The 23,340-nt window shown below is 73.6% G+C and carries 22 protein-coding genes; 9 read left to right on the forward strand and 13 right to left on the reverse strand.

Annotated elements, in window-relative coordinates:
- Positions 1–68 precede the first annotated feature (68 nt).
- Entirely contained in the window at positions 69–653 is a 585-nt protein-coding gene (locus ACFUK0_RS12160; RefSeq protein WP_380248935.1) for a YdeI family protein, read from the forward strand.
- 21 nt (positions 654–674) lie between these two features.
- Here the strand turns inward: ACFUK0_RS12160 and ACFUK0_RS12165 are convergent, their stop codons facing one another.
- Positions 675–1,571 (reverse strand): NAD(P)H-binding protein, encoded by an 897-nt coding sequence (locus ACFUK0_RS12165; RefSeq protein ID WP_380248937.1) that lies wholly within the window; start codon positions 1,569–1,571, stop codon positions 675–677.
- 128 nt (positions 1,572–1,699) lie between these two features.
- Between ACFUK0_RS12165 and ACFUK0_RS12170 the strand changes: the two genes are divergently transcribed.
- Positions 1,700–2,137: a MarR family winged helix-turn-helix transcriptional regulator gene (locus tag ACFUK0_RS12170; RefSeq protein WP_380248939.1), complete on the forward strand. Its 438-nt coding sequence runs from the start codon at positions 1,700–1,702 to the stop codon at positions 2,135–2,137.
- A 58-nt stretch (positions 2,138–2,195) separates the two neighbouring features.
- On the opposite strand, the gene ACFUK0_RS12175 is transcribed toward ACFUK0_RS12170, so the two are convergent.
- From ACFUK0_RS12175 to infC, 8 genes are all read right to left on the reverse strand, one after another.
- A complete protein-coding gene (locus ACFUK0_RS12175) occupies positions 2,196–3,035 on the reverse strand; it encodes a chitosanase (protein WP_380248941.1) in 840 nt (279 codons plus the stop codon).
- Between the two features lie 358 nt (positions 3,036–3,393).
- On the reverse strand, positions 3,394–5,913 hold the full coding sequence (pheT, locus tag ACFUK0_RS12180) for a phenylalanine--tRNA ligase subunit beta (protein WP_380248943.1): 2,520 nt from the start codon (positions 5,911–5,913) through the stop codon (positions 3,394–3,396).
- On the reverse strand, positions 5,913–7,034 hold the full coding sequence (gene pheS / locus ACFUK0_RS12185) for a phenylalanine--tRNA ligase subunit alpha (protein ID WP_380248945.1): 1,122 nt from the start codon (positions 7,032–7,034) through the stop codon (positions 5,913–5,915). Before pheS ends, pheT begins: the two co-directional genes overlap by 1 nt.
- Before the next feature lie 281 nt (positions 7,035–7,315).
- Positions 7,316–8,419, reverse strand: coding sequence for an ATP-binding protein (locus ACFUK0_RS12190; protein WP_380248947.1), 1,104 nt, complete (start codon positions 8,417–8,419; stop codon positions 7,316–7,318).
- Positions 8,420–8,479: 60 nt separating this feature from the next.
- Entirely contained in the window at positions 8,480–9,346 is an 867-nt protein-coding gene (locus ACFUK0_RS12195; RefSeq protein WP_380248949.1) for a TrmH family RNA methyltransferase, read from the reverse strand.
- Between the two features lie 147 nt (positions 9,347–9,493).
- Positions 9,494–9,889, reverse strand: coding sequence for a 50S ribosomal protein L20 (rplT, locus tag ACFUK0_RS12200; protein ID WP_073921538.1), 396 nt, complete (start codon positions 9,887–9,889; stop codon positions 9,494–9,496).
- Positions 9,890–9,992: 103 nt separating this feature from the next.
- Positions 9,993–10,187 carry a 50S ribosomal protein L35 gene (gene rpmI, locus ACFUK0_RS12205; RefSeq protein WP_266319025.1) on the reverse strand — a complete coding sequence of 65 codons (195 nt, stop codon included), beginning with the start codon at positions 10,185–10,187 and terminating at the stop codon, positions 9,993–9,995.
- A 138-nt stretch (positions 10,188–10,325) separates the two neighbouring features.
- Entirely contained in the window at positions 10,326–11,060 is a 735-nt protein-coding gene (gene infC, locus ACFUK0_RS12210) for a translation initiation factor IF-3 (RefSeq protein WP_380249036.1), read from the reverse strand.
- A gap of 503 nt (positions 11,061–11,563) precedes the next feature.
- Here infC and ACFUK0_RS12215 point away from each other — a divergent pair.
- The gene (locus ACFUK0_RS12215; protein WP_380248952.1) at positions 11,564–11,944 is read left to right on the forward strand and encodes a DUF1844 domain-containing protein; all 381 of its coding nucleotides are present in this window, start codon (positions 11,564–11,566) and stop codon (positions 11,942–11,944) included.
- A gap of 82 nt (positions 11,945–12,026) precedes the next feature.
- Here ACFUK0_RS12215 and ACFUK0_RS12220 read toward each other — a convergent pair whose 3' ends face one another.
- On the reverse strand, positions 12,027–12,770 hold the full coding sequence (locus tag ACFUK0_RS12220) for an SseB family protein (protein WP_380248954.1): 744 nt from the start codon (positions 12,768–12,770) through the stop codon (positions 12,027–12,029).
- 93 nt (positions 12,771–12,863) lie between these two features.
- Here ACFUK0_RS12220 and ACFUK0_RS12225 point away from each other — a divergent pair, with 93 nt between their 5' ends.
- From ACFUK0_RS12225 to ACFUK0_RS12235, 3 genes are all read left to right on the forward strand, one after another.
- Entirely contained in the window at positions 12,864–13,829 is a 966-nt protein-coding gene (locus tag ACFUK0_RS12225) for a serine hydrolase (protein ID WP_380248956.1), read from the forward strand.
- Positions 13,830–13,965: 136 nt separating this feature from the next.
- Positions 13,966–15,255 carry an alanine racemase gene (locus ACFUK0_RS12230; RefSeq protein WP_380248958.1) on the forward strand — a complete coding sequence of 430 codons (1,290 nt, stop codon included), beginning with the start codon at positions 13,966–13,968 and terminating at the stop codon, positions 15,253–15,255.
- A gap of 521 nt (positions 15,256–15,776) precedes the next feature.
- The gene (locus ACFUK0_RS12235) at positions 15,777–16,709 is read left to right on the forward strand and encodes a lytic polysaccharide monooxygenase (protein ID WP_380248960.1); all 933 of its coding nucleotides are present in this window, start codon (positions 15,777–15,779) and stop codon (positions 16,707–16,709) included.
- A gap of 101 nt (positions 16,710–16,810) precedes the next feature.
- On the opposite strand, the gene ACFUK0_RS12240 is transcribed toward ACFUK0_RS12235, so the two are convergent.
- Both ACFUK0_RS12240 and ACFUK0_RS12245 read right to left on the reverse strand, forming a co-directional pair.
- A complete protein-coding gene (locus ACFUK0_RS12240; RefSeq protein WP_380248962.1) occupies positions 16,811–17,986 on the reverse strand; it encodes a DUF2510 domain-containing protein in 1,176 nt (391 codons plus the stop codon).
- Positions 17,987–18,120: 134 nt separating this feature from the next.
- Positions 18,121–18,921, reverse strand: a complete 801-nt coding sequence (locus ACFUK0_RS12245) for an SDR family oxidoreductase (RefSeq protein ID WP_380248964.1) — start codon at positions 18,919–18,921, stop codon at positions 18,121–18,123.
- A 143-nt stretch (positions 18,922–19,064) separates the two neighbouring features.
- On the opposite strand from ACFUK0_RS12245, the gene ACFUK0_RS12250 reads away from it, so the two are divergent.
- Positions 19,065–19,820 (forward strand): gamma-glutamyl-gamma-aminobutyrate hydrolase family protein, encoded by a 756-nt coding sequence (locus ACFUK0_RS12250; protein WP_380248966.1) that lies wholly within the window; start codon positions 19,065–19,067, stop codon positions 19,818–19,820.
- Positions 19,821–19,868: 48 nt separating this feature from the next.
- Here the strand turns inward: ACFUK0_RS12250 and chrA are convergent, their stop codons facing one another.
- Positions 19,869–21,038: a chromate efflux transporter gene (chrA, locus tag ACFUK0_RS12255; RefSeq protein ID WP_380248968.1), complete on the reverse strand. Its 1,170-nt coding sequence runs from the start codon at positions 21,036–21,038 to the stop codon at positions 19,869–19,871.
- Between the two features lie 210 nt (positions 21,039–21,248).
- On the opposite strand from chrA, the gene ACFUK0_RS12260 reads away from it, so the two are divergent.
- Together ACFUK0_RS12260 and ACFUK0_RS12265 are read left to right on the forward strand one after the other, a co-directional pair.
- The gene (locus ACFUK0_RS12260; protein ID WP_380248970.1) at positions 21,249–22,322 is read left to right on the forward strand and encodes a cation diffusion facilitator family transporter; all 1,074 of its coding nucleotides are present in this window, start codon (positions 21,249–21,251) and stop codon (positions 22,320–22,322) included.
- A 68-nt stretch (positions 22,323–22,390) separates the two neighbouring features.
- Positions 22,391–23,320 (forward strand): 5'-3' exonuclease H3TH domain-containing protein, encoded by a 930-nt coding sequence (locus ACFUK0_RS12265; RefSeq protein ID WP_380249038.1) that lies wholly within the window; start codon positions 22,391–22,393, stop codon positions 23,318–23,320.
- Positions 23,321–23,340: the final 20 nt, after the last annotated feature.

Below are 23,340 nucleotides of genomic sequence, written 5' to 3' on the forward strand. Positions count from 1 at the left end.
TATCAGGCGGGGCGGGGCCGTGTCGTTCGATTAAGCGGCCGAGGGAACGGCCTGGGTAGTCTGGCCGCATGGACGAGATCGACGGGGTGGAGGTCATCGCCTTCGCGGACGCCGGGGCCTTCGAGATCTGGCTGGCCGAGCACTGGACGCGGCACGAGGGCGTCTGGGTCAGGGTGGCCAGGAAGAAGTCCGGCATCGCGACGGTCACCGACGACGAGTTGGTCGACATCGGGCTGTGCTACGGCTGGGTCTCCGGGCAGCGGCGGGCGCTCGACGAGCAGTACTACCTGCAGAAGTACGTGCCCAGGCGGCCCCGGAGCCTGTGGTCGAAGGTGAACGTCGACAAGGTGGCGGCGCTGACGGCCGCGGGGCGGATGCGCGAGCCCGGGGCGGCCGAGGTGCGCCGGGCCCAGCAGGACGGGCGGTGGCAGGCGGCCTACGAGTCGCAGCGGACGGCGACGGTGCCGCCCGACCTCGCGGCCCTGCTGGCGGCGGACCCGGTGGCCGGGCAGGCGTTCGAGGCGCTGGACCGGAGCGGCCGCTACCAGCTGATCCTGCCGCTGCTCCAGGCGCTCACGCCGAAGGCCAGGCAGGCCCGGCTCGACCGGGCGCTGGGCCTGCTGCGCGGCGGCGACAGCGGCAGGCCCGGCTGAGCCGGTGCCCGGCGGGGCCGCTCAGCGGGCGGCGGCCGGTCGGAACGCGTCGGCGTTGCGGGCGCACCAGTCGGCGAAGCCGCGCGGCCGGCGTCCGAGCAGCCGCTCCACGGTGTCGGTGCGCAGACCGGTGGTGTCGGCCCGCATGAGCGCGAACGCCTCGGTGATGGCGTCCGCGAGTGCCTGCGGCGCCCCGGCGGGGAAGCGCGACCGGACGGCCTCGGCCGGCGTGGCCGCCGGGCGGACCTCGATGGGGCGGCCGATCACCCCGGCGATGATCCGGACCTGCTCGGTGACGGTGAGCGCCTCGCCGCCGGTGAGCACGTACTCCTTGCCCAGGTGTCCGCCCCGGTGTCCGCCGACGCCTCCCGGGTCTGCGGCCCCGGTGAGGACGAGGGCGGCCACGTCGGCGATGTCGGCGGGGTCGACCGGCGCGTGGCGGCCGGGACCGACCGGGTCGAGGACGTACCCCTGCTCGCGGATGGTGGGCGCCCATTCGAGAGCGTTGGTCGTGAAGCCGCCGGGCCGCAGGATCGTGGCGGGGATGCCGCAGGCGCGGACGATCTCCTCCCGCTCGTGGTGCCAGCGGCCCATCGCGGGCATCGGGTCGCCGAGCACGTTGCTGGAGGACAGGTGCACGATGTGCCGCACCCCGGCGTGCCGGGCCGCCGCGACCGCGTGGGCGGTCTGCGCCGTGCCGATGCCCGGGGTGAGCAGGAACAGTCCGTCGACCCCCGCGAAGGCGGGTGCCAGGGTCGCGGGGTCGTCCAGGTCACCGACGACGCGTTCGGCGCGGGCGGGCAGTGCGGCCGCGCGGGCCGGGTCGCGGACGAGGATCCGGATCTCGGCATCCTTGGCGTCGAGTGCGCGGACCAGCTCCCGACCGACGTTCCCGGTGGCTCCGGTGACCAGTAGCATGCTGACTCCCCCATGAACGCTAGCCGACTAACGAGTATCCGGGAACGCTAGCCGGTAAATGATTAGCCGTCAATCGATTCGCTGATGCCCCATCACCGAAGCCCCGTCACCATCCTCCGGAGGCCGACATGCCCGAGTTCCTGGACCTGCACAGCAGCACGACGAAGGTGCTCCGGGCCCTGGCCGACGGGGCCATGCGCCGCCACGGCCTGCACCTGGGCCAGGACCACCTGCTCGCGGCCCTGTGGGAGCAGGACGGCCGCACGCCGGGCGAGATCGCCGCCGCCGTGCACGTCACCACGCCCACCGTCGTCAAGATGGCCACCCGCATGACCACCGCCGGGCTGCTCACCCGGCGCCGCGACGACCGGGACAACCGCCTGGTCAGGCTCTGGCTCACGGACGCGGGGCGCGCCCTGCGGGGCCCCGTCGAGGCGGAGCGGCGGTCCATGGAGGAGCGGGTCACGGCGGACCTCACCGAGGCCGAACGCACGCACCTGCTGAACGCGCTCGCGAAGATCCACCGGTCGGCGAGCGGCCTGCTGGACGAGCAGGCCGGAGGCTGACGACAACGACAGGACGGGTACGGGCGGCCGCCCGTACCCGTCCCGGTCGTGCGAGGCGTCAGCTGTTGATGGTGTAACTGTCGCCGTAGGTCTTCCACTTCAGCGGCGGGTTGAGGTCCAGGTTGCCGGCCTGGAGGAAGACCCGCTGCTCGGTGTCGACCCTGCTGGTGTCGTCGTGGGCGGCCTCGGTGAGCATGGCGGCCTTGCGGGCGTCCAGGAAGGCGTTCAGGTAGGTGGTCTCGTTGCCGCCCTGGGCGGGGGTCTTGGCCTTCTTCATGGCGGTGGCGCGGATGCCGCCGAAGCTGACGGAGTCGGTGCCGGGGCCGTGCATGACGATGGCGTCGTAGTACGCGAACTGGCCGAGCGCGCGCAGGCCGTCGGCCTTGGCCTGGTTGACGGCCGGGTTGAAGTAGACGCGGTCGCGCTCGTCGTTCTGGGCCTGCTTGAAGACGCTGTCGGAGGCGGCGGTGGCCCAGTCCTTGGTGAAGGCGGAGCCGAGGCCGGTGTGCGAGGCGGTGCCGTTGACCTTCTTGAGGGCCGGCAGGTACTTGGCCAGGATGTTGCCCGGCTTGAGGTCCGTGTAGTGCTGGACGAGGTCGAGCATGTCTCCGGTGCCGGAGCAGAAGCCGATGATGCCGGCGGTGTAGCCGCGGCCGTCACCGATGTCCTCGATGTACTTGTACTGGGCCTTCCAGTCCAGCGAGGAGTTCTCCGCGCTGGAGACCAACTGCATGGCGATGTCCTTCTTGTGCGCGTCGTCGAGGCCGACGGCCGCCACCGCCTGCACGACGGCGGCGGGCGTCGCGGCGTGGCTGACGCCGGCGGCGGCGACCGTGGCGGGCGCGGCGGAGAGGAGGATCGCGAGGGCTATGCGGGTGGTCCGGTGCTGGCGCTGCATGTGACGCTCCGTCTGGTGTGGACGCCGTCGGAGGAACCGGCGCTGCGGGGGTGCGGCGGTCGCGGGGCATGGGGGTGCCCGGCTTTGCCGTTAGGAAACTTTCCTAACTGATTGAAGCGCTCATCTCCCTCCCGCCGCAAGAGTCTTGCGGAGATCATCTGACCGGGACCATGCCAAGGCCTCGGCGGCCAGGACCGGGCGGACGGTCCGCAGGAACGTCGTCCGCCCGTGCTCCGAGCGGTGAAGCACCAGCTCAGCCCGCCTTCGGCGGACCCGCCGGGCCCCCGGGCGGGCACGGCGAAGGCCCCGCCCCGGACCACTGGTGGTCCGGGGCGGGGCCTTCGGTACGACAGGCGCGTCAGGCGCCGCGCAGCACCGCTCCCGTCCGGGAGACGGCCTCGGCGACCGCCGCCTCGCGGGCTGCCGTCGCCTCGTCGGCGGTCAGCGTGCGGTCCGCGGCCCGGAAGCGCAGCGCGTACGCGAGCGACTTCTTGCCCGCGCCGACCTGCTCGCCGGTGAAGACGTCGAACAGCCGGATGGCCTCCAGCAGTTCACCCGCTCCGGCGCGCAGCGCGTCCTCCACCTCGGCGGCCGGGACGGCGGCGTCGACGATCAGCGCGACGTCCTGGGTGGCCACCGGGTAGGCGGAGACGGTCGGGCCGGTGACCCGCTCGGCGCCGTCCTCGGTCAGCAGGTCCAGGTCGATCTGCATCGCGCTGGTGCGCTCGGGCAGCCCGAGCGCCTTGACGACGCGCGGGTGCAGCTCGCCGGCGTGGCCGACCACCCGGTCGGTGCCCGCGACGACCAGCTCGGCGCAGCGGCCCGGGTGCCACGGCATGAGCTGGCCCTGGCGCACGGTCAGCTCGATACCGGCCGCGCGGGCCACCGTGCGGCCCGCCTCGACGGCGTCCGCCCAGCCGGCCTGCGCGCCCTTGCCCCACCAACCGGACGGCAGCCGCTCGCCCGCGAGGGCGACGGCGACGCGGCGCGGCTGGTGCGGCAGGGCGGCGTCGAGCCCGGCGAGCTCCTCGGCGCTCGGACGGCGGTCGACGGCCGGACGCGGCGCGACGGTGAGCTCGTCCTTGGGCAGGAAGACGGTGCCGGTCTCGTAGATCGCGAGGTCGGTGTTGCCCCGGCCGATGTTGCGGCGCAGCGCTCCGAGCAGGCCCGGCAGCAGCGTGGTGCGCAGCGCCGGCTCCTCGTCGTTGAGCGGGTTGACCAGCTTCACCGTGCGGCGGCGCCGGTCGTCCTTCGGCAGGCCGAGCGCGTCGAACGCGGCCTCGCCGACGAAGGGGTAGTTGTTGACCTCGACGTAGCCGGCCGCCGCGAGGGCCACGCCGACCCGGCGGTGCATCCGCTGCGCCTCGGTGAGGCCCTTGCCCGGCGGGACGGTGGGCATCCGGGCGGGGACGTTGTCGTACCCCTCCAGGCGGATGACCTCCTCCGCGAGGTCGTACGGGTCGGTGAGGTCGGGGCGCCAGGTCGGCGGGGTGACCTCCAGCAGGTCGGAGCCCGCGACGGAGCAGCCCACCTCCTGGAGGCGCCGGGCGACGGTCTCGCGGCCGTACACGGCGCCGGCGACCCGGTCGGGCAGGTCGGCGGCGATGGTGATGGTGCGCACGGGGTGCGGGGCCGCGATGTCGGTGACCCCGGCCTCGGCGGTGCCGCCGGCGATCAGGACCAGCAGGTCGACGGCGCGCTGGGCGGCGGCGCGGGCGGCCTCCGGGTCGACGCCGCGCTCGAAGCGCTTGGACGCCTCGGAGGGCAGCTTGTGGCGCTTGGCACTGCGGGCGACCGAGACGGCGTCGAAGTGCGCCGCCTCGATGATCACCTCGGTGGAGCCGGTGCTCTCGCCGGTCTCCGGGTCGGTCACCGCGTCGAGGATCTCGGTGCTGGAGCCGCCCATCACGCCGGCCAGGCCGATCGGGCCGGAGTTGTCGCAGATCAGCAGGTCCTCGGCGGACAGCTTGCGCTTGACGCCGTCGAGCGTCGTGATGCTCTCGCCGTCCTGCGCGCGGCGGACCTGGATCGGGCCGTCGACCCGGTTCCGGTCGTACGCGTGCAGCGGCTGGCCGACCTCCAGCATCACGTAGTTGGTGATGTCGACGGTCAGCGAGATCGGCCGGATGCCGGACTTCTGCAGGCGGCGCTGCAGCCAGATCGGCGACTTGGCGCCCGGGTCGACGCCGACGACGGTGCGGGCGACGAAGCGGTCGCAGCCCACCGGGTCGGCGACCTTGACCAGGTAGCCGTAGCTGTTGGCCGGCGGCACGTCCAGCAGGGCCGGGTCGGCCAGCGGCAGCCCGTACGCGGCGGCGGCCTCGCGGGCGACGCCGCGCATCGAGAGGCAGTAGCCGCGGTCGGGGGTGACGGCGATGTCCAGCACCTCGTCGACGAGCTGGAGCAGCTCGATCGCGTCGGTGCCGGGCTCGTACTCCGGCGGGAGCACGATGATGCCGTCGTGGTCGTCGCCCATGCCCAGCTCGCGGGCGGAGCAGATCATGCCGGCCGAGGTGTGGCCGTAGGTCTGCCGCGCGGCGATCGGGAACGGGCCGGGGAGCACGGCGCCGGGGAGGACCACGACGACCTTGTCGCCGACGGCGAAGTTGGTCGCGCCGCAGACGATCTCCTGCGGCTCGCCGGTGCCGTTGGCGTCGCCGACGTTGACGAAGCAGTGCCGGATCGGCTTCTTGAAGCCGGACAGCTCCTCGATGGAGAGCACCTGGCCGACCACCAGCGGGCCCTTGAGGTCGCCGCCGATCTGCTCGACCGTCTCGACCTCCAGGCCGGCCCGGACGAGCCGCTCGGCCACGTCGCGGCCGGTCTCACCGGCCGGCAGGTCGACGTACTCGCGCAGCCAGGAAAGCGGGACGCGCATCAGATCTCCATCCCGAACGGGAGGGTGAAGCGGACGTCACCCTCGACCATGTCGCGCATGTCGGCGACGCTGTGGCGGTTCATCAGGATTCGCTCCAGGCCGAGGCCGAAGGCGAACCCGCTGTAGCGGTTGGGGTCGACGCCGGCGGCGATCAGCACGCGCGGGTTGACGACGCCGCAGCCGCCGAGCTCGATCCAGCCCTCGGAGGAGCAGGTGCGGCAGGGCTTGTCCGGGTTGCCTACGCTCTCGCCGCGGCAGACGAAGCACTGCAGGTCGATCTCGGCGCTCGGCTCGGTGAACGGGAAGTACGAGGGCCGCCAGCGCAGCTCCAGGCCGTCACCGATCAGCTTGGCGACCAGCAGCTCGATGGTGCCCTTGAGGTCGGCGAAGGTGATGCCCTCGTCCACCGCCAGGCCCTCCAGCTGCCGGAACACCGGGGTGTGGGTGGCGTCCAGCTCGTCCGTCCGGTAGACCCGGCCGGGGCAGATCACGTAGACGGGCGGCTCGCGGTCGAGCATGCTGCGGATCTGGACCGGGGAGGTCTGGGTGCGCAGCACCACGCCGGAGTCGGCGGAGCCGTCCGGGGCCTGGACGAAGAAGGTGTCCTGCATCGAGCGGGCCGGGTGGTCCGGGCCCAGGTTGAGGGCGTCGAAGTTCAGCCACTCCGCCTCGACCTCGGGGCCCTCGGCGACCTCGTAGCCCATGGCGACGAAGGTGTCCTCGATGCGCTCGGCGAGGGTGGTCAGCGGGTGCCGGGCGCCGCGCGGTGCGCGGTCGTACGGCAGCGTGACGTCCACCGCCTCCTCGACCAGCACGCGGGTGTCGCGCTCCGCCTCCAGCTCGGTCTGCCGCTTGGCGAGCGCCTGGTTGACGGCGCCGCGGGCCTGCCCGATCAGCTTGCCCGCCGCGGCCTTCGCGTGCGGCGGGAGGGCGCCGATCTCGCGGTTGGCGAGGGACAGTGCGGAGCGGTCGCCGGTGTGGGCCACCTTGGCCTGCTTGAGCTCGTCCAGGGTGCCGGCCGCGGCGAAGGCCGCGAGGGCCTCGTCCCGGGCTCGCTCGACCTCTTCGGGCTTGAGTGCCTCGACCTCTACCGGGTCGTACGACTTATTGGGTGCCGACATCTCTATCTTTCCCGTGCTCCTGCTCGTCCGTGCTCAGGTAAGGGGCTGGTCTTCCACTGCGGTACGCCCGACGTGGCCGGGGCACGGGCAGCCGGTCCCCGCAGGTGGAGGGTGGTGTCCGCGGCTCGGCCGCGCAGGGCGTCCCAACAACGCCAAGGGTCGAGTGTAGTCGCAGCCCGCGTACGCCTACGGCGTGTGACCGGGGGCCGACGACGAGGGGCCCGCCGAGTGCCACCCGCCGATGCTGTCCACAGCATGCTCTGCTGGGCGCTCATGCTGTTTCACAGCATGAAGTCGGGGACCCCGGCGGGCAGGATAAATCGGAACCGGGCGCCGCCGCCGGGCGCGCGGTCGACGGTGATCGAGCCGCCGTGGGCCTCGACGATGCCCTTGACGATGTAGAGGCCCAGGCCCGTGCCGCCGCGCTTGCTGCCGCGCCAGAAGCGGGTGAAGACGCGCGGCATCGACTCCTCGGGGATGCCTGCGCCTTCGTCGCTCACGGTGACTGCCGTGCCTTCCAGGATGCGGGGCGGGGTGCCGGGGCGCTCCCTGACGGGGGCCTCGACGATCTCCTTGACGGGTGCCACCTCGATCGTGACAGTTCCGTCCCCGTGGCGCACGGCATTTTCCAGCAGGTTGCCGAGCACCTGGTCGACCTTGTCGGGGTCGGCCCAGAGCTGGGTGAGCGGCCGGCTGATCCGGATGTCGAAGCGGTCCTCGGGGATGCCGGCCGCGACCTTGCCGTCCACGTGCCGCTGGACGGCGGCCGCGACGTCGACGACCTGCTTGCGGATCTCCAGCCGGCCGGCGTCGATCCGGGAGATGTCGAGCAGTTCGGCGATCAGCCGGGTGACCCGGTCGGCGTCGGCGTCGACGGTCTCCAGCATCAGCCGCTTCTGGCCGTCGGTGAAGCGCTCCCACTTGGCGAGCAGCGTCGCGGTGAAGCCCTTGACGCTGGTGAGCGGGGAGCGCAGCTCGTGCGCGACGGTGGCGATCAGTTCGGCGTGGCTGCGTTCGGTGCGCCGGCGCTCCTCGGTGCCGCGCAGGGCGATCACCACGCGCAGCAGCGGGCCGCGCGGGCGCTCCCGGACGTAGCGGGCGGAGACCAGCACCTCGCGGCCGCCGGGCAGCAGCAGGTTGCGCTCGGGCTGGCCCGTCCGGGTGGCCAGGCCGCCGTAGGGGTCGGTGAGCTGCCACCAGCGGCGCCCGTCGAGGTCCTCCAGCGGGAGGGCGTCGGCGAGTGCGCTGCCGAGGGCCCCGGCGGCCCGGATGCCCGTGAGCCGGGCGGCGGCGCTGTTGAAGCACACCACCGTGCCGCCCGCGTCCGCGATGACCAGCCCGTCGGGCAGGTCATCGGGGTCGAGCTCTGCCGCACTGCCGGCCATGGGCGTCCTCCCCGATTACCCACCGTGTACTTTCCCCCACCGGAGTCGACCCTAGCGTCCCTACCCCTGTGCGCGACACCCTCCGGCGGAGCGCTGGGCCCGGGCGGAGGCATACAGGCAGACGGCGGCGGCCGTGGCGAGGTTGAGGCTCTCGGCGTGCCCGTGGATCGGGACGCGCACGACCTCGTCGGCGAGTGCGCGGGTCTCCTCCGGCAGACCCCAGGCCTCGTTGCCGAACACCCACGCGCCGGGCGCGCCCAGGGTGCCCTCGTCGAGTTCCTGGTCGAGGTCGCGCTCCCCCGCGCCGTCCGCGGCCAGCACCCGTACGCCGGCCTCGCGCAGCCGGGCGACGGCCTCCTCGACCGGGACGCCGACGGCGACCGGGAGGTGGAACAGGCTGCCCACGGAGGCCCGGACGGCCTTGGGGTTGTACAGGTCGACGGAGGCGTCGGTGAGCACCACGGCGTCGGCGCCGGCCGCGTCGGCCGTCCGCAGCACGGTGCCGGCGTTGCCGGGGTCGCGGACGTGCGCGAGCACGGCGACCAGCCGGGGGCGGGCCCGCAGCACGTCCTCGAACGGGGTGTCGATGAACCGGCAGAGGGCGACGATGCCCTGCGGCGTCACGGTGTCGCAGATCTCCGCGACGACCTCGTCGGTCGCGGTGAGCACCGGCAGCCCCTCGGCGCGGGCGGCGGCCACCAGGTCGGCGTGCCGCTCGGCCGCCTCCTGGGTGAGGTAGATCTCGACCACGGCGTGCTCGGACGTGCCCGGCAGCTGCCCGTACGCGACGGCCTCCCGGACGGCCTGCGGGCCCTCGGCGAGGAAGCGGCGCTCCTTGGTGCGCTGGTTCCGCTTGGCCAGCCGGCGGGCGGCGACGACGCGGGGCGAGCGCAGGGAGGTCAGCAGGGGGGTGTCGGTGCTCTGCATGGTCTCGTCTCTGGGGCGGGGAGCCGTGGGAGGGGCGCGGCGGGGCCGGCCGGGGCGGGTGGACCGGCCGGAGATGCGAGCGGACCCGCAGGCAGGCCTGCGGGTCCGATCACTGAGCTGCGGTGCCTGGGCACCTGTCCCGGAGGATCAGGCGGCGTCGGCGGCGGCGCGGGGGGCGTTGACGTCGGTCGGCAGCGCCTTCTGGGCCACCTCGACGAGCGACGCGAAGACGGCCGGGTCGTTGACGGCCAGGTCGGCCAGCATCTTGCGGTCGATCTCGACGTTGGCAGCCTTCAGACCCTGCACGAAGCGGTTGTAGGTGATGCCGTTGGCACGGGCCGCAGCGTTGATGCGCTGGATCCAGAGCTGACGGAAGTCGCCCTTGCGCTTCTTGCGGTCGTTGTAGTTGTAAACGAGCGAGTGGGTGACCTGCTCCTTGGCCTTGCGGTACAGGCGCGACCGCTGGCCGCGGTAACCGCTGGCCCGCTCGAGGATGACCCGGCGCTTCTTGTGGGCGTTTACTGCCCGCTTGACGCGTGCCACTTCATTACTCCTTGGCTTGGACCACGGACTACTTCACGTGGTCCGTCAATCGAATGGGTCGGGAAGGATCAGCTGATCCCGCGGCGCTGCCGCGGGAGGGCGATCACTTGCCGAGAAGCTTCTTGACCTTCTTGACGTCGGCCGGAGCGACCACGACCGTGCCCGCGAGCTTCCGCGTCAGGGTCGAGGGCTTGTGCTCGAGCAGGTGGCGACGGCCCGCACGCTCGCGCAGCACCTTCCCGGAGCCGCTGATCTTGAAGCGCTTGCTGGCGCCGCTGTGCGTCTTTTGCTTCGGCATGTCGCCGTCTCTCCTCGTCGGTCCCGGTCCTGCCCGCGCGATGTGCCGCGCGGGCAGGTGCTGGGTTCATCTGTGGTGGCCGGGCGGGTGCCCCGCCACCTTGGTGACCGGTCTCCCGAACGGCCCGAGCCCTGGGGCTCAGGCGTCCTGGGCGACCTCGGTCGGCTGCTCGACCTCGGCGTCGGTCTCGTCCGCGTCGTCGGCGTCGTCGTCGGCCTCGTCGGCCTCCGCCTCGGCTGCGGCGTTCTCGGCCTCAAGCGCTGCGTCGTCGTCCGCGGCGGCATCGGGGCCGGCGTTGCGGCCCTGACGCTCGGCCTTACGGGCGTCCGCGATCGCGCGGGCCTCGGCCATCGCCTCGGTCTTCTTCTTGTGCGGGCCAAGCACCATGATCATGTTACGGCCGTCCTGCTTGGCCGAGGACTCCACGAAGCCCAGGTCCTGGACGTCGTTCGCCAGCCGCTGCAGCAGTCGGAAGCCCAGCTCGGGGCGCGACTGCTCACGACCGCGGAACATGATCGTGATCTTGACCTTGTCGCCCTGCTTGAGGAACCGGACGACGTGACCCTTCTTGGTGTCATAGTCGTGCGGGTCGATCTTCGGCCGGAGCTTCATCTCCTTGATGACCGTGTGCGCCTGGTTCTTGCGCGCCTCACGGGCCTTCATGGCCGACTCGTACTTGAACTTGCCGTAGTCCATGAGCTTGCACACCGGCGGCCGGGCGGTCGCCGCGACCTCGACCAGGTCGAGGTCGTACTCCTGCGCGAGCTCCAGCGCCTTGGCAAGCGGCACGATGCCGACCTGCTCGCCGCTGGGACCGACGAGTCGCACCTCGGGGACGCGAATCCGGTCGTTGATGCGGGGCTCGGTGCTGATGGGGCCTCCTCGGTTGCACCTTCTGCGATGCGGCCGTCGGACGGCGGTCGCACGTAGTGGACTCGACCACTGGGCGGGGCTTCATTCGTGCTGCGCTGCCCACTTGCTGGTTGGCTGCACGCACCGCGACACGAAAAAAGCCCCGCTCGGTGCAAGCGGGGCTCCACACATCCGGGGGCGACGCCCTGGTGAGGGACGCTGCTGGCGACTGAACGCCTTGCGGCGCCCGTCGCGGACCGGACCCGTCGATCGCGAGACCGATCGGGTGGGAGACTGTCTCGGTTGCCCTGTCGGGCCTCCTGGGTGGAGCCTCCACTTGCTGGCCGGGGCCCTTTGCAGGTTCCTGGCCGGTCAGTCTCGAATACTACAGCCTTTACCCGCCCAGTGGAATTCCGCCCTGGTCCCGGGCCCGGCCCGCTCCCCCGCCCCGCCCTTCGCGGCCGGTGCGCGCCCCCTTGTACGCTCCCTGTGTACGTACACCGGCACGACGGAGTGAGTCCCCCTTGAGCAGCGAGCCCACCGACAGCAACGCCTCCGAGGACGACGGGGCGATCGGCTTCGACGACCTCACCCGCGACATCGCCGAGGTCCCGGCCGTCGAGGTGATCACCACCGTCGCCGTGCACCTGATGAGCGCCGCCGCCGTGAAGTGCGGCCTCGCCGAGAACGGCGCGGCCGACCGGGACCTCGACGAGGCCCGCAAGCTGATCACCGCACTGGCCGGCCTGGTCACCGCGGGCGCCCCCGAGATCAGCAACTTCCACGCCGCCCCGCTGCGGGACGGCCTCAAGTCGCTCCAGCTGGCCTTCCGCGAGGCCTCGCTCGTGCCGGACGCCCCCGGCACCGGCCCCGGCGAGAAGTTCACCGGGCCCGTCTACTCCTGAGCCCCCGGCCCGCCCTGGTGCCCGGTACGCGACCGCGTACCGGGCACCAGGCGTTCCAGGAGGTGTTCCGGGGGGCTGCCGCTCAGCGGCGGTGGACCGGCTCGCCCGGCAGCGCGGCGGCGGCGCCCATCATGGCCAGGTTCAGACCCCGGTCCAGCCGCACCCGCAGCAGCGCGTCCGTGGCCACGGCCCGGCCGATCCGCTGCGCCAGCGCCTGGATCTCCGCCGCCGCGAGCGACGGATCGGTGCAGACGGCCAGCATCCCGTCCGCCCCCTCGTACGGCTCCAGCAGGCCGCTCACCACGGCGGGCTCGGCGGCCAGCAGCCGGCGGACGGCCTCGCGCACCTCCGGGTCCCGGACCGGCGCCAGGTACGGCCGGTTCTCCGCCACCGCCCGCATCCGCGCACCCGTCAGCGGGTACGTCACCGGTCCCGCCGGGTCGACGAGCAGCGTGTCGGCGCCCTCCGCGTACGCGGCGAGGACGGCCTGCGGGGCCGCCACCGGCGCCGGGCGGGCGTCGGCGCGCCAGCGGGCCAGGCTCTGGAGCGAGGTGAAGGCGGGCAGCGCCCGGCGGCCGTCGGCGGCCTCGATCACCGGCACGGCCATGTCGCTGGTCTTCTCGTGCCGCAGGCCCTTCTCATCCGTCTCGACCTCGCCGAGCAGGGCCACGATCGGGACCATCAGGCGGCTAGGCGTCAACGCCGCCAGCACCTCCGGCTCGGCCGCCCCGTCCCGCGACCAGCGGTCGAGGGCCAGGGTCAGGGCGGGGTCTGCGGCGCCGTCGTCAGCGGCGAAACCTGGGTTCGGAATGTTCTTGCGGTCCACCCCGCGAGCCTATGCCACGACGGTGCGCACACTCTCAGACGATGCTCAGTCGCTCTTCATGACAGGTGCAGCAACAGGGATCAGCATGGACGTATGACATCGCGCCACCGGGCCCGCCGGAGAAGACGAATACCCCTGGGGCCGGGCCTGTTCGCTCTCGCACTGGCGCTCGCCGCCGCGCTGGCGCTCGGGACGGGCAGTCTGCACGTGAGCACCGGGGCGACCGGCCGCTCCGCCATCGCCCCGGACGTCGCCCCGGACGGCACCCCCGCCTCCAGTGACCGGGCCGTGCCCGGCGCCGGCCCCACGACCGCCACCCCGGACTCGGACGCCCGCGCGGCCCAGGCCGTCGACCGGGCCCTGTCGAGCGCCGGGGCGGGCGCCGAGGGCGCCGTGTCGGTGGCCGTCCTCGACCTCGCCTCGGGCGCCACCGCCGTCTCCGGCGGGAGCGGGCACGAGTTCATCACCGCCAGCATCGTGAAGGCCGACATCCTGGCCACCCTGCTCCGGCAGACCGGCTCCGACCTCACCGCCCAGCAGCGGACCGAGGCCGTCGCGATGATCGAGCAGAGCGACAACGACGCCGCCAGCGCCCTCTACGACGCGATCGGCGGGGCCGACGGCCTGGACGAGGCCAACCTGGCCTTCGGCCTGACCGGCACGACCGCGGGCCAGGACGGCTACTGGGGCCTCACCACCACCACGCCCGCGGACCAGCTGCGGCTGCTCCAGGTCATCTTCGGCCAGGACTCCCCGCTGGACGCCGGGGGCCGGGCGTACCTGCAGCAGCTGATGGGCGAGATAGCCGAGGACCAGGACTGGGGCGTCTCCGCCGCCGCCTCCGCCGAGGGCGCCTGGATGCTCAAGAACGGCTGGCTCTCCCGCAGCACGGACGGCCTCTGGGCGGTCAACAGCATCGGCCGGGTCACCCACGACGGCCACGACGTCCTGGTGGCCGTGCTGTCGGACGGGAACAGCACCGAGGAGGACGGCATCGCCCTGGTCGAGTCCGTGGCCGTGGCGGCGGTCGGCGCGCTCGCCGCCGCCGTGACCGGCTGACCGACCGACCGGGCGACCGAGCGACCGACCGACCGGGCAACTGACCGACTGACCGGCTGACCGGCGCGGACGGGTCGGCCGGATTCGCGGGCCGTTGGCCCTACCCACCGGTAGACAGCTGTGGCAGTCTGCCGCCATGGCCAAGCCCGCAGCGTCCTCCCGTACCGCCCCGTCCGCCGCGTCCGCGTCCCCGGGCGCCTCGACGCGGGCCTCCGCCGGCACCGCGCCCGGTGCCTCCCTCGCCGCCGACCGGGCCCGGTACGACCGGGCGACCGCGCACCTGGACGCGCCGGTGGCGATCGTCGACCTGGCGGCGTTCGACGCCAACGCCGACGACCTGGTGCGCCGGGCCGCCGGCAAGCCGGTCCGGGTGGCCAGCAAGTCGGTCCGCTGCCGGGCCCTGCTGGAGCGGGTGCTCGCCCGGGACGGTTTCGCCGGGATCATGAGCTTCACGCTGGAGGAGTCGATCTGGCTGGCCCGGGCCGGCTTCGAGGACATCCTGCTCGCCTACCCGTCCGCCGACCGGGCCGGCTACGCGGAGCTGACGGCCGACGCCGCCCTCGCGGCCGCGATCACCGTCCTGGTGGACGACCCCGCACAGCTCGACCTGATCGAGAAGGCCCGCGGCGGCACCGAGGAGGTCCGGGTCTGCCTGGAACTGGACACCTCGCTGCACCTGCTCGGCGGCCGGATCCGGGTCGGTGCCCGCCGCTCGCCGCTGCGCACGCCCGAGGACATCGGCACCCTCGCCGAACTGGTCCAGCGGCGGCCGGGTTTCCGGGTCGTCGGACTGATGGCGTACGAGGGGCACATCGCCGGCGTCGGCGACCGCGTCGCGGGCCGGCCGCTGCGGTCCCGGGCGATCCAGCTGATGCAGGCGAAGGGCCGTACCGAACTGGCGCAGCGCCGGGCCGCGGTGGTCCGCCGGCTGCGGGAGGTCGCGGACCTGGAGTTCGTCAACGGCGGCGGGACGGGCAGCGTGGAGTCGACGGTCGCCGAGCGGGCCGTCACCGAGGTGGCCGCCGGGTCGGGCCTCTACGTGCCCCGCCTGTTCGACAACTACCGTTCGTTCCACGGCCGGCCGGCCGCGCTGTTCGCGCAGCCGGTGGTACGCCGTCCCGGCGTCGGCGTGGTGACGGTGCTCGGCGGCGGCTACGCCGCCTCCGGCGCGGCGGGCCCCGACCGCTCACCGGTGCCGTACCTCCCCGCCGGGCTGCGCTACGACGCGATGGAGGGCGCGGGCGAGGTGCAGACCCCGCTGCTGGGCTCGGCGGCCGACGACCTGCTGATCGGCGACCGGGTGTGGTTCCGGCACGCGAAGGCCGGCGAACTCTGCGAGCGGTTCGCCGAGTTGCAGCTGATCGAGGACGACCGCGTGGTGCGCAGCGTGCCCACGTACCGCGGCGAGGGGAAGACCTTCCTCTGACCTCGGCCCCGCCCTGCCCCGCCCTGCCCTGCCCGCCCCCTGACGGCCTACCGTCAGGACCTGAAGCCGGGCTCAGCGGGCCCTTAAGACTCCCTCAAGCACGCCGGTCGCGGCAGTCCGGGCGGCCTGGGGACGGCTGCCCGGGGGCCCCGGCCGGCCACCTGTGCCCGGCCGGGCCGGGGCGGCGGGCGGGAGCGCCGTCCCGGACTGGACGGCCGACTCCCGCCATGGCCAACTGGGCTCCTCTGCAACATGTTTGAGCTGCTGCCCGGCAGAGCTCCGAACCCGGACGAATCGCCCGCAGCGACGGCCCCGGGCTCGCGGCGGGCGTCCTTCGACCTGCCGCGCGAAGTGGTTCGGGCGGTCCGCCCGGGAGGGGACTTGCCGTCAGAAAGTGTCCAGGACGGCCCTATTGCCTCGTGGTCCAGACCAATCATACGCTCGCCGTGGGTCGTGCGACCTCGGGCAGACGTGCCCGTCCCCCACACTGTTCGACCACGCAGCGTCGTCAAGGAGTCCCCATGTCACTCCACCGCAGAACCCTCACCCTCGGCGTCGTCGGCGCCACCGCGCTGCTCGCCGCGCTGTCCTCGGCCGGCACCGCCAGCGCCCACGGCTCGATGTCCAACCCGGTCAGCCGCGTCGCGGCCTGTTTCGCCGAGGGACCCGAGCACCCGCAGTCCCAGGTGTGCAAGGACGTCGTCGCGCAGAGCGGCACCCAGCCGCTCTACGACTGGAACGAGGTCAACATCGCGAACGCCAACGGCCAGCACCAGGCGCTGATCCCGGACGGCAAGCTGTGCTCGGCCAACCGCGACAAGTACAAGGCCCTCGACATGGCCCGCACCGACTGGCCCGCCACCTCGGTCGCCGCAGGCCCGTACGCCTTCAAGTTCCGGGTCACCGCCGCGCACGTGGGCCTGATGACCGTCTACATCACCAAGGTCGGCTACGACCCGACCAAGCCGCTGAAGTGGTCCGACCTGGACCCGGCGCCGGTCGCCCAGACCCAGGTCACCCGGACGGCGACCGACGGCTTCTACAACTTCACCGGCAACCTGCCGCAGCGCACCGGCCGCCAGCTCCTCTACATGACCTGGCAGCGCAGCGACAGCCCCGAGGCGTTCTACAGCTGCTCCGACGTCGTCTTCCCCGCCGCGGCGGCGCCGGCCGCGCAGTCGTTCGCAGCGGTGGCCGCCAAGGCCGCCGAGGCGCCGGCCGCCCCGACCGACCAGCAGATCGCGGCCGCCGCGAAGAACTCCACCGTCGCCCACCACGGCCACGGCGGTGACGTCGCCCCCGACGCACCCACCGTCCAGGTCCAGGCGGCCAGTGTCGGCGGCAGCTCGCCGGCCGGCCCGCTGATGCTCGGCGGCGCCGTCGCCATCACCGCCGGCTGGGGCGTCATGGTGGTCCGCCGCCGCCGCTCCGAGGGCGCGCGCACCGCGGCCTGAGGTACCTGACGGTCCGAGCGCCGCTTGCGGACCGCAGACAGCCGGCCCGTCCCCGCGATCTTCCGCGGGGGCGGACCGGCTGTCCGGTGAGCCGGGTGCCGTCAGCTGCTGGTGCCGCCGGCCGCTCCGCCGGGCAGGCCCTTGCCGGTGTAGTCGGCGACGCCCTTGACGATGGTGTCCATCACCGACAGGTCCGGCGCCTTCGCATCGATGTCGAACCCGAGGTGCAGGGCCGTCAGCGCCTTGCCGTCGGCGGTCGGGAAGACCACCGTCTCGACGTACCCGTCGTTGCCCTCGGCCGCCTTGACCTTCCAGCGGACGAGGTAGCCGTCGCGGCCTGCCACCTTGACCGCCTCGGACTTCAGCTCCTCGTGGGAGGGACTGTCCCCGTAGGACTCCTTGGCCGCGGCCGCGATGTCGGCCTTGGCCGCCGCCTGCGCGTCGGTGCCGGCGATCTGGCTGGTGATCGCGCCGCCCAGCGAGCAGGTGCCGCCCGCCGAGCCGGCACAGGTGTAGGACCCGATCGTCAGACCGGCGAAGCCGTCCGATGCCGTGCCGCCCTGCCAGCCGGAGGGAACGGGGAGCGTGATGCGGTTGACGAGGTCCGCCGCGACGCCGGCGGACGCGCCGTCGTTCGACCCGCCGTTGCCCCCGCTGCCGCCGTTGCCGCCGTTGCCCCGCGGGGTCGTGCCCTGGCCGTTCTGGCCGTTGTTGCCCTGACCGTTCTGACCGTTCTGACCGTTGTTGCCCTGGCCGTTCTGGCCGTTCTGGCCCGGCATTCCGCCCAGGGGGCCGTTCTCGCCGTAGAACGGGAAGTTCTGCCTGGCGTTGCGCGGGGAGGCGCGGACGTCGGAGTTGTCGTCCATCGCCAGGTAGGTGATGCCGGAGCCGAGCGCGAGCCCGATCAGCGCGGCGACCGAGGCCGCGATGAGGACGGGGCGCGACGGCTTGCGGAAGGTCCGCCCGCCCGTCGTCGGGCCGCCGATCGGCGGGGGGATCTCGGGGTAGCGGACGGCGGCACCGTCCTGCAGCACCTGGCCCTCCAGTACCCGGGTGTCGTCGGCCCCGGTCGCTGCGGCGGCCGGGGCGGTGGCCGGGGCCTCTGCGGCGTACGGCTCGCCGAAGGGGTCCGGGGCGCCCGAGGGCGCGGGGAAGTCGGCAGGTGCGGGGCGGGTGCCGGCTGTCCAGCTCTTGCCGTCCCACCAGCGCTGCGGCCGGGGGTCAGTGGTGGTGTCCTGCGGATCCGGGTACCACCCGGCGGGAATCTGCTCGCTCACGCCGTTGAATCTAAACGGCGGCGGATAAACGCGATATCAGCAGAACGGCCGATTCGGCGGTTCTGGATGAGATTACGGTGAGAACACCGCACTGGGGCTCCCCGGCAAGCCCCGGCAGCCCCAGGAACGCGTCTTCACGGGGTCGCGGACATGCCGCCGTCCACCCGGAACTCGCTCGCCGTGACGAACGAGGAGTCGTCGCTCGCGAGGAACGCGACGGCGGCGGCGATCTCCTCCGGGGCGGCGAGGCGCCCGAGCGGGATCTGCCCGAGCCGGCGGGCCGCGCGCTCCGGGTCGGCCGCGATCAGCTCGCGGAGCAGTGGCGTGTCCACCGGCCCGGGGACGAGCGCGTTGACCCGGATCCCCTCCCGGGCGAACCGCAGCCCGAGCTCGCGCGACAGCGCCGGCACTCCGCCCCCGGACGCCGCGCCGGAGATCCGCGAGGGCTCCGCGCCGGGGCTCGCCGCGAAACTCACGGTGTTGATGATCGAACCGCGGCCGTGCCGCCGCATGTAGGGCAGCGCGGCGTCGCAGCAGAGACGGACGGCGGCGAGGTCGGCCTCCTGGGCGCGGCGCCGGACGTCCGGTGACGCGGCGAAGTTCGATTCGTCCTCGGACGACCGGGCGCCGGCGTTGTTGAAGGCCACGTCCACGCTGCCGCAGGTCTCGTACGCCTCGTCGAAGAGTGCCTCGACCATCGCCGGGTCGGTGACGTCGGTGTGCACGAAGAGGCCGCCGACCTGCCGCGCCGCCGCGTGGCCGGCCCGTTCGTCGAGGTCCGCGCAGACCACCTTCGCGCCCTCGGCGGCGAGCCGGCGGGCGGCGGCGAGGCCGATTCCGCCGCCCGCGCCGGTGATCACCGCCGTCCGCCCGACCAGGCGCCGGCAGACCGGGGCCTGCGCCTGCGGGGCCTTCGTCTCCGGGCTGTCGGCCATCGGGGCTCCTGCTCCTGGGCGGGACGATCGGGGTCTCAGCGAACCGTACGGCCTGGCCGGTGCCGCACCGGGGATCGCGGCGCGTGGCGCGCCGGGAGGCGTGATGCACGGGATACCGAGGGTCACGGGTGGACAATTCCGCCATGGATCGCAGGCCTTTGATCGGTGTCAGCACCTACCTGGTCGACGTCAGCTGGAGCGACTGGCGGGGGCGGCGGGTGGCGCTGGTGCCCGAGCGCTACACCGCGCACGTCCGGGCCGCGGGCGGCGTGGCCGTGCTGCTGCCCCCCGACGCGCCGGAGCGCGCACCCGAGGTGCTCGCCCGGCTGGACGCGCTGGTCATCTCCGGCGGCCCGGACATGGACCCGGCGTACTACGGGCAGGCCCCGCACCCGCTGACCGAGGCCGACGCCCCCGAGCGGGACCACTGGGAGACCGCCCTGGCGCGGGCCGCGCTGGCCTCCGGGATGCCGATGCTGGGCATCTGCCGCGGCATGCAGCTGCTGAACGTGGTGTGCGGCGGCTCGCTGCTGCAGCACCTCCCGGACGTCGTGCAGCCGGACGTGCACGCGGGCTCCCCCGGCATGTACGGCGAGCACGCGGTGCGGCCGGTGCCCGGCACGCTGCTCGGCAACCTGCTGCCGGAGACCGAACTGGTCGTGCCGACCTTCCACCACCAGGCGGTGGCCCGGCTCGGCGAGGGTCTGCGGGTCGGCGCGCTGGCGCCGGACGGCACGATCGAGGCGGTGGAGGGCAACGGCTTCACCCTCGGCGTGCAGTGGCATCCCGAGCAGGGCGAGGATCTGCGGGTGATGCAGGGGCTGGTCCGGGCGGCCACCGCGGCCCGGGTGCTCCCGCTGCTGCACCACCTGGAGAGCCCGGTGACCGCGGCCCGCTGACCGCCCACCGCCCACCGCCTACCGCCCACCGCGTTCACGGTGGGCGGCTCAGCCCGGCGGCAGTCCGGCCAGCGCGGCCAGCACGCCGAGACCGCCCGCGCAGACCAGCGCGGTGACCACGCCCCGGCGGGCGGCGAGCAGCCAGAGCACCGCCGCCGCCAGCAGGCCCCACTGCCAGCCGTACCGCAGTGACGCCGCCAGCGGCAGCGCCGATCCGGCGATCGCACCGGTGACGGCCGGGCCCGCGCCGGTCAGGAAGTCCTGGACGCGGGTGTCCGCCCGGAGCCGGTCGAAGTGCCGTCCGCCGAGGATCACGAAGAGGAACGAGGGGCCGAAGGCCACCGCCGCCGCCAGCAGCCCGCCGCCCACCCCGGCGGCCGCGTACCCGACGGCGGCGACGGTGTGCACGACCGGGCCGGGAGTGACCTGTCCGAGGGCGACGGCGTTGAGGAACTGACCGTCCGTCATCCAGTGGTAGCGGTGCACCGCATCGGCCTGCATCAACGGGATGATCACGAAACCGCCCCCGTAGGAGAGCGCGCCGACCTTGAACGCCACCCACGCCAGCGCACCGAGACCGCCCAGCCCGCCGAGGGCCGGCAGCGCCGCGGAGACCGGCAGGGCCGCGCGCCGGGTGCCGCCGGGCCCGGAGCGGCGCGAGCGCACCGCGACCTCGGTGAGCCCGGCCGCCACCAGGACCAGCACCAGCCACGGCCCGGCCAGGACGGCCGCCACCGCCCCCGCCAGGGCGTACCCCGCCCAGCGGAGCCGGGCCGCCCGCGCGGTGCCGGCCCGGCCGAGGCTGCCGGGCACCAGCGCGGCCGCCGCCTGCAACGCGACGGCGGGCACCGCCGCACCCGCGCCGGCCGCCGCACCCAGCACCCACGGCGGCGGGTCGCCGGCCAGGAACAGTGCGGACAGCGCCAGGATCAGCACCAGCCCCGGCGCGATGAAGCAGACGCCGCCCACCAGCGCACCGGCGGCGCCGTGAAGCCGCCAGGCGGTGAGGATCGCCAGCTGGGTGGAGGCCGGGCCGGGCAGCAGGTTGGTGGCGGCCGTCCCGTCCTCGAACTCCTGCGGGCTCAGCCACCGCCGCTGGTCCACGCACAGCCGCCGCAGCAGCAGGATGTGCGCGGGCGGGCCGCCGAAGCCCAGCAGGCCGATCCGCCCCCACTCCAGGGCTATGGTCCGCAGCCGGACCGGTCCGGTTCGCTCCACCGCTGTCTCTCCCTGCTGCTGTGGCCCGTCCAGGGCGCCGAGACCTTATCGGACCAGGGCGAACGGAGGGCGTCGGGAGGGCCGCCCGGGGCGGCCGGACGGCAACGACAACGGTCACCAGTGCAGCCTTTGGATCTTCGTCCGATCTGCGGTTCACTTCGGGTGCGGGGCGGCCACGCCCCGTCCCTGCGCGTCCAGGAGAGGATCTCGATGGCCGGCCACGAGCACGACCACGAGCACGACCACGGCAAGGCGTCCCAGCACGGGCAGGACGGCCACGGCGGGCACGGCTCCGGCGGGCACGGCTCGGGCGGGCACTCGCACGCGGTGGCGGCCGACGCCGACCGCCGCTGGCTGCTCGGCGCGCTGGCCCTGATCGTGGTGTTCATGGCGGGCGAGGTCGTGGTCGGCTTCGCCGCGCAGTCCCTGGCGCTGATCTCGGACGCCGCGCACATGCTCACCGACGCCGTCTCGATCGTCCTCGCACTGGTGGCCATGCGGCTGGCGGCCCGCCCGGCCCGCGGCGGCTACACGTACGGGCTGAAGCGGGCCGAGATCCTCTCCGCGCAGGCCAACGGCGTCACCCTGCTGGTGCTCTCGGCCTGGCTGGGCTACGAGGCGGTGACCAGGCTGGTCAACCCGCCGGAGGTGACCGGTTCACTGGTGCTGGTGACGGCGCTGGTCGGGATCGTGGTCAACCTCGGGGCGACCTGGTGCATGTCGAAGGCCAACCGCAGCTCGCTGAACATCGAGGGCGCGTTCCAGCACGTGCTGACCGACCTGTACGCCTTCATCGCCACCGCGGTGGCCGGCGTGGTGATGATCACCACCGGCTTCGTCCGGGCGGACGCCATCGCCTCGCTGGTCGTGGTGGCGCTGATGCTCCGCGCGGGCATCGGGCTGGTCCGCGACTCCGGGCGGATCTTCCTGGAGGCGGCGCCGGCCGGCATCGACCCCGACGCGGTGGCCGACCGGCTGGTCGCCGCCGACCTGGTGATGGAGATCCACGACCTGCACATCTGGGAGATCACCTCCGGTCAGCCGGCGCTGTCCGCACACATCCTGGTCGCCCCGGGCGGGGACTGCCACGCGGTGCGGCGCGGACTGCAGCGGCAGCTCCGGGAGGAGTACCGGATCACCCACGCCACGCTCCAGGTCGACCACGTCGGCGAGGACGACGACCAGCAGCTGCTCCAGATCACCCCGGCCGGATCGGCCCTGCCCGACGAGCACTGCGGCGACTCCCACGGCCCCGTCCACCGCAGCGGTCCGCACGAGCACTAGGGCGCGCCCCAGCGGTGCCCCGCGGCACGGCGGTGCCGTCTGCCGACGCTCTGTCCGTCCCGTACGGCATGATCGGGAGCGTGACCGCACCGCGACTGATGCTCCTCGACTCCGCCAGCCTGTACTTCCGGGCCTACTACGGCGTGCCGGACTCCCTGAAGTCCCCCGCCGGTGAGCCGGTGAACGCCGTCCGGGGGCTGCTGGACTTCATCGCCCGGCTCGTCCAGGACCACCGCCCCGACCAGCTGGTCGCCTGCATGGACGCCGACTGGCGCCCGCAGTGGCGGGTCGACCTGGTGCCCTCCTACAAGACGCACCGCCTCGCCGAGACCGGTGCGGACGGCGAGGAGGAGATCCCGGACACGCTCGCCCCGCAGGTCCCGGTGATCGAGCAGGTGCTCGACGCGCTCGGCATCGCCCGGGTCGGCTCTCCCGGCTACGAGGCGGACGACGTGATCGGCACGCTGACGGCGCGGGCCGAGGGGCCGGTGCTGATCGTCACCGGCGACCGCGACCTGTTCCAGCTGGTGGACGACAGCCGTCCGGTCCAGGTCCTGTATCCGGTGAAGGGCATGGGGAACCTCCAGATCACCGACGACGGACTGCTGCTGGAGAAGTACGGCGTGCGCGGCGACCGGTACGCCGACATGGCCGCCCTGCGCGGCGACCCGAGCGACGGCCTGCCCGGCGTCAAGGGCATCGGCGAGAAGACCGCCGCCCAGCTGATCAACGAGTACGGCGACCTGGCCGCCATCCGCGCTGCCGCCGTCGACCTGCGCTCGCGGCTCACCCCCGCCCGCCGGAAGAACATCATCGAGGGCGCCGCCTACCTGGACGTCGCCCCCACCGTCGTCCGGGTCGCCACCGACGCCCCGCTGCCGGAGTTCGACCCCGCCCTGCCCAGTGAGCCGCTCGACCCGATGACCCTGGAGGAGCTCTCCACCCGCTGGGGCCTCGGCAGCTCGCTGGAGCGGCTGCTCGGCGTCCTGGCGGGCTGAGCACGGGGTGGGAGGGGCCG

This window comes from Kitasatospora sp. NPDC057223, from assembly GCF_042669755.1.
GTDB lineage: Bacteria > Actinomycetota > Actinomycetes > Streptomycetales > Streptomycetaceae > Kitasatospora.

What these genes read in the sequence shown, in the direction of transcription:
- pheS (WP_380248945.1), bottom strand. Translation starts at nt 7,034, where the DNA reads ATGTCGGCACCCAATAAGTCGTACGACCCGGTAGAGGTCGAGGCACTC.
- ACFUK0_RS12225 (WP_380248956.1), top strand. Translation starts at nt 12,864, where the DNA reads ATGACATCGCGCCACCGGGCCCGCCGGAGAAGACGAATACCCCTGGGG.
- ACFUK0_RS12165 (WP_380248937.1), bottom strand. Translation starts at nt 1,571, where the DNA reads ATGCTACTGGTCACCGGAGCCACCGGGAACGTCGGTCGGGAGCTGGTC.
- ACFUK0_RS12190 (WP_380248947.1), bottom strand. Translation starts at nt 8,419, where the DNA reads ATGGCCGGCAGTGCGGCAGAGCTCGACCCCGATGACCTGCCCGACGGG.
- ACFUK0_RS12195 (WP_380248949.1), bottom strand. Translation starts at nt 9,346, where the DNA reads ATGCAGAGCACCGACACCCCCCTGCTGACCTCCCTGCGCTCGCCCCGC.
- ACFUK0_RS12160 (WP_380248935.1), top strand. Translation starts at nt 69, where the DNA reads ATGGACGAGATCGACGGGGTGGAGGTCATCGCCTTCGCGGACGCCGGG.
- rpmI (WP_266319025.1), bottom strand. Translation starts at nt 10,187, where the DNA reads ATGCCGAAGCAAAAGACGCACAGCGGCGCCAGCAAGCGCTTCAAGATC.
- ACFUK0_RS12235 (WP_380248960.1), top strand. Translation starts at nt 15,777, where the DNA reads ATGTCACTCCACCGCAGAACCCTCACCCTCGGCGTCGTCGGCGCCACC.
- ACFUK0_RS12265 (WP_380249038.1), top strand. Translation starts at nt 22,391, where the DNA reads ATGATCGGGAGCGTGACCGCACCGCGACTGATGCTCCTCGACTCCGCC.
- ACFUK0_RS12170 (WP_380248939.1), top strand. Translation starts at nt 1,700, where the DNA reads ATGCCCGAGTTCCTGGACCTGCACAGCAGCACGACGAAGGTGCTCCGG.
- ACFUK0_RS12250 (WP_380248966.1), top strand. Translation starts at nt 19,065, where the DNA reads ATGGATCGCAGGCCTTTGATCGGTGTCAGCACCTACCTGGTCGACGTC.
- ACFUK0_RS12260 (WP_380248970.1), top strand. Translation starts at nt 21,249, where the DNA reads ATGGCCGGCCACGAGCACGACCACGAGCACGACCACGGCAAGGCGTCC.
- ACFUK0_RS12175 (WP_380248941.1), bottom strand. Translation starts at nt 3,035, where the DNA reads ATGCAGCGCCAGCACCGGACCACCCGCATAGCCCTCGCGATCCTCCTC.
- ACFUK0_RS12245 (WP_380248964.1), bottom strand. Translation starts at nt 18,921, where the DNA reads ATGGCCGACAGCCCGGAGACGAAGGCCCCGCAGGCGCAGGCCCCGGTC.
- pheT (WP_380248943.1), bottom strand. Translation starts at nt 5,913, where the DNA reads ATGCGCGTCCCGCTTTCCTGGCTGCGCGAGTACGTCGACCTGCCGGCC.
- ACFUK0_RS12230 (WP_380248958.1), top strand. Translation starts at nt 13,966, where the DNA reads ATGGCCAAGCCCGCAGCGTCCTCCCGTACCGCCCCGTCCGCCGCGTCC.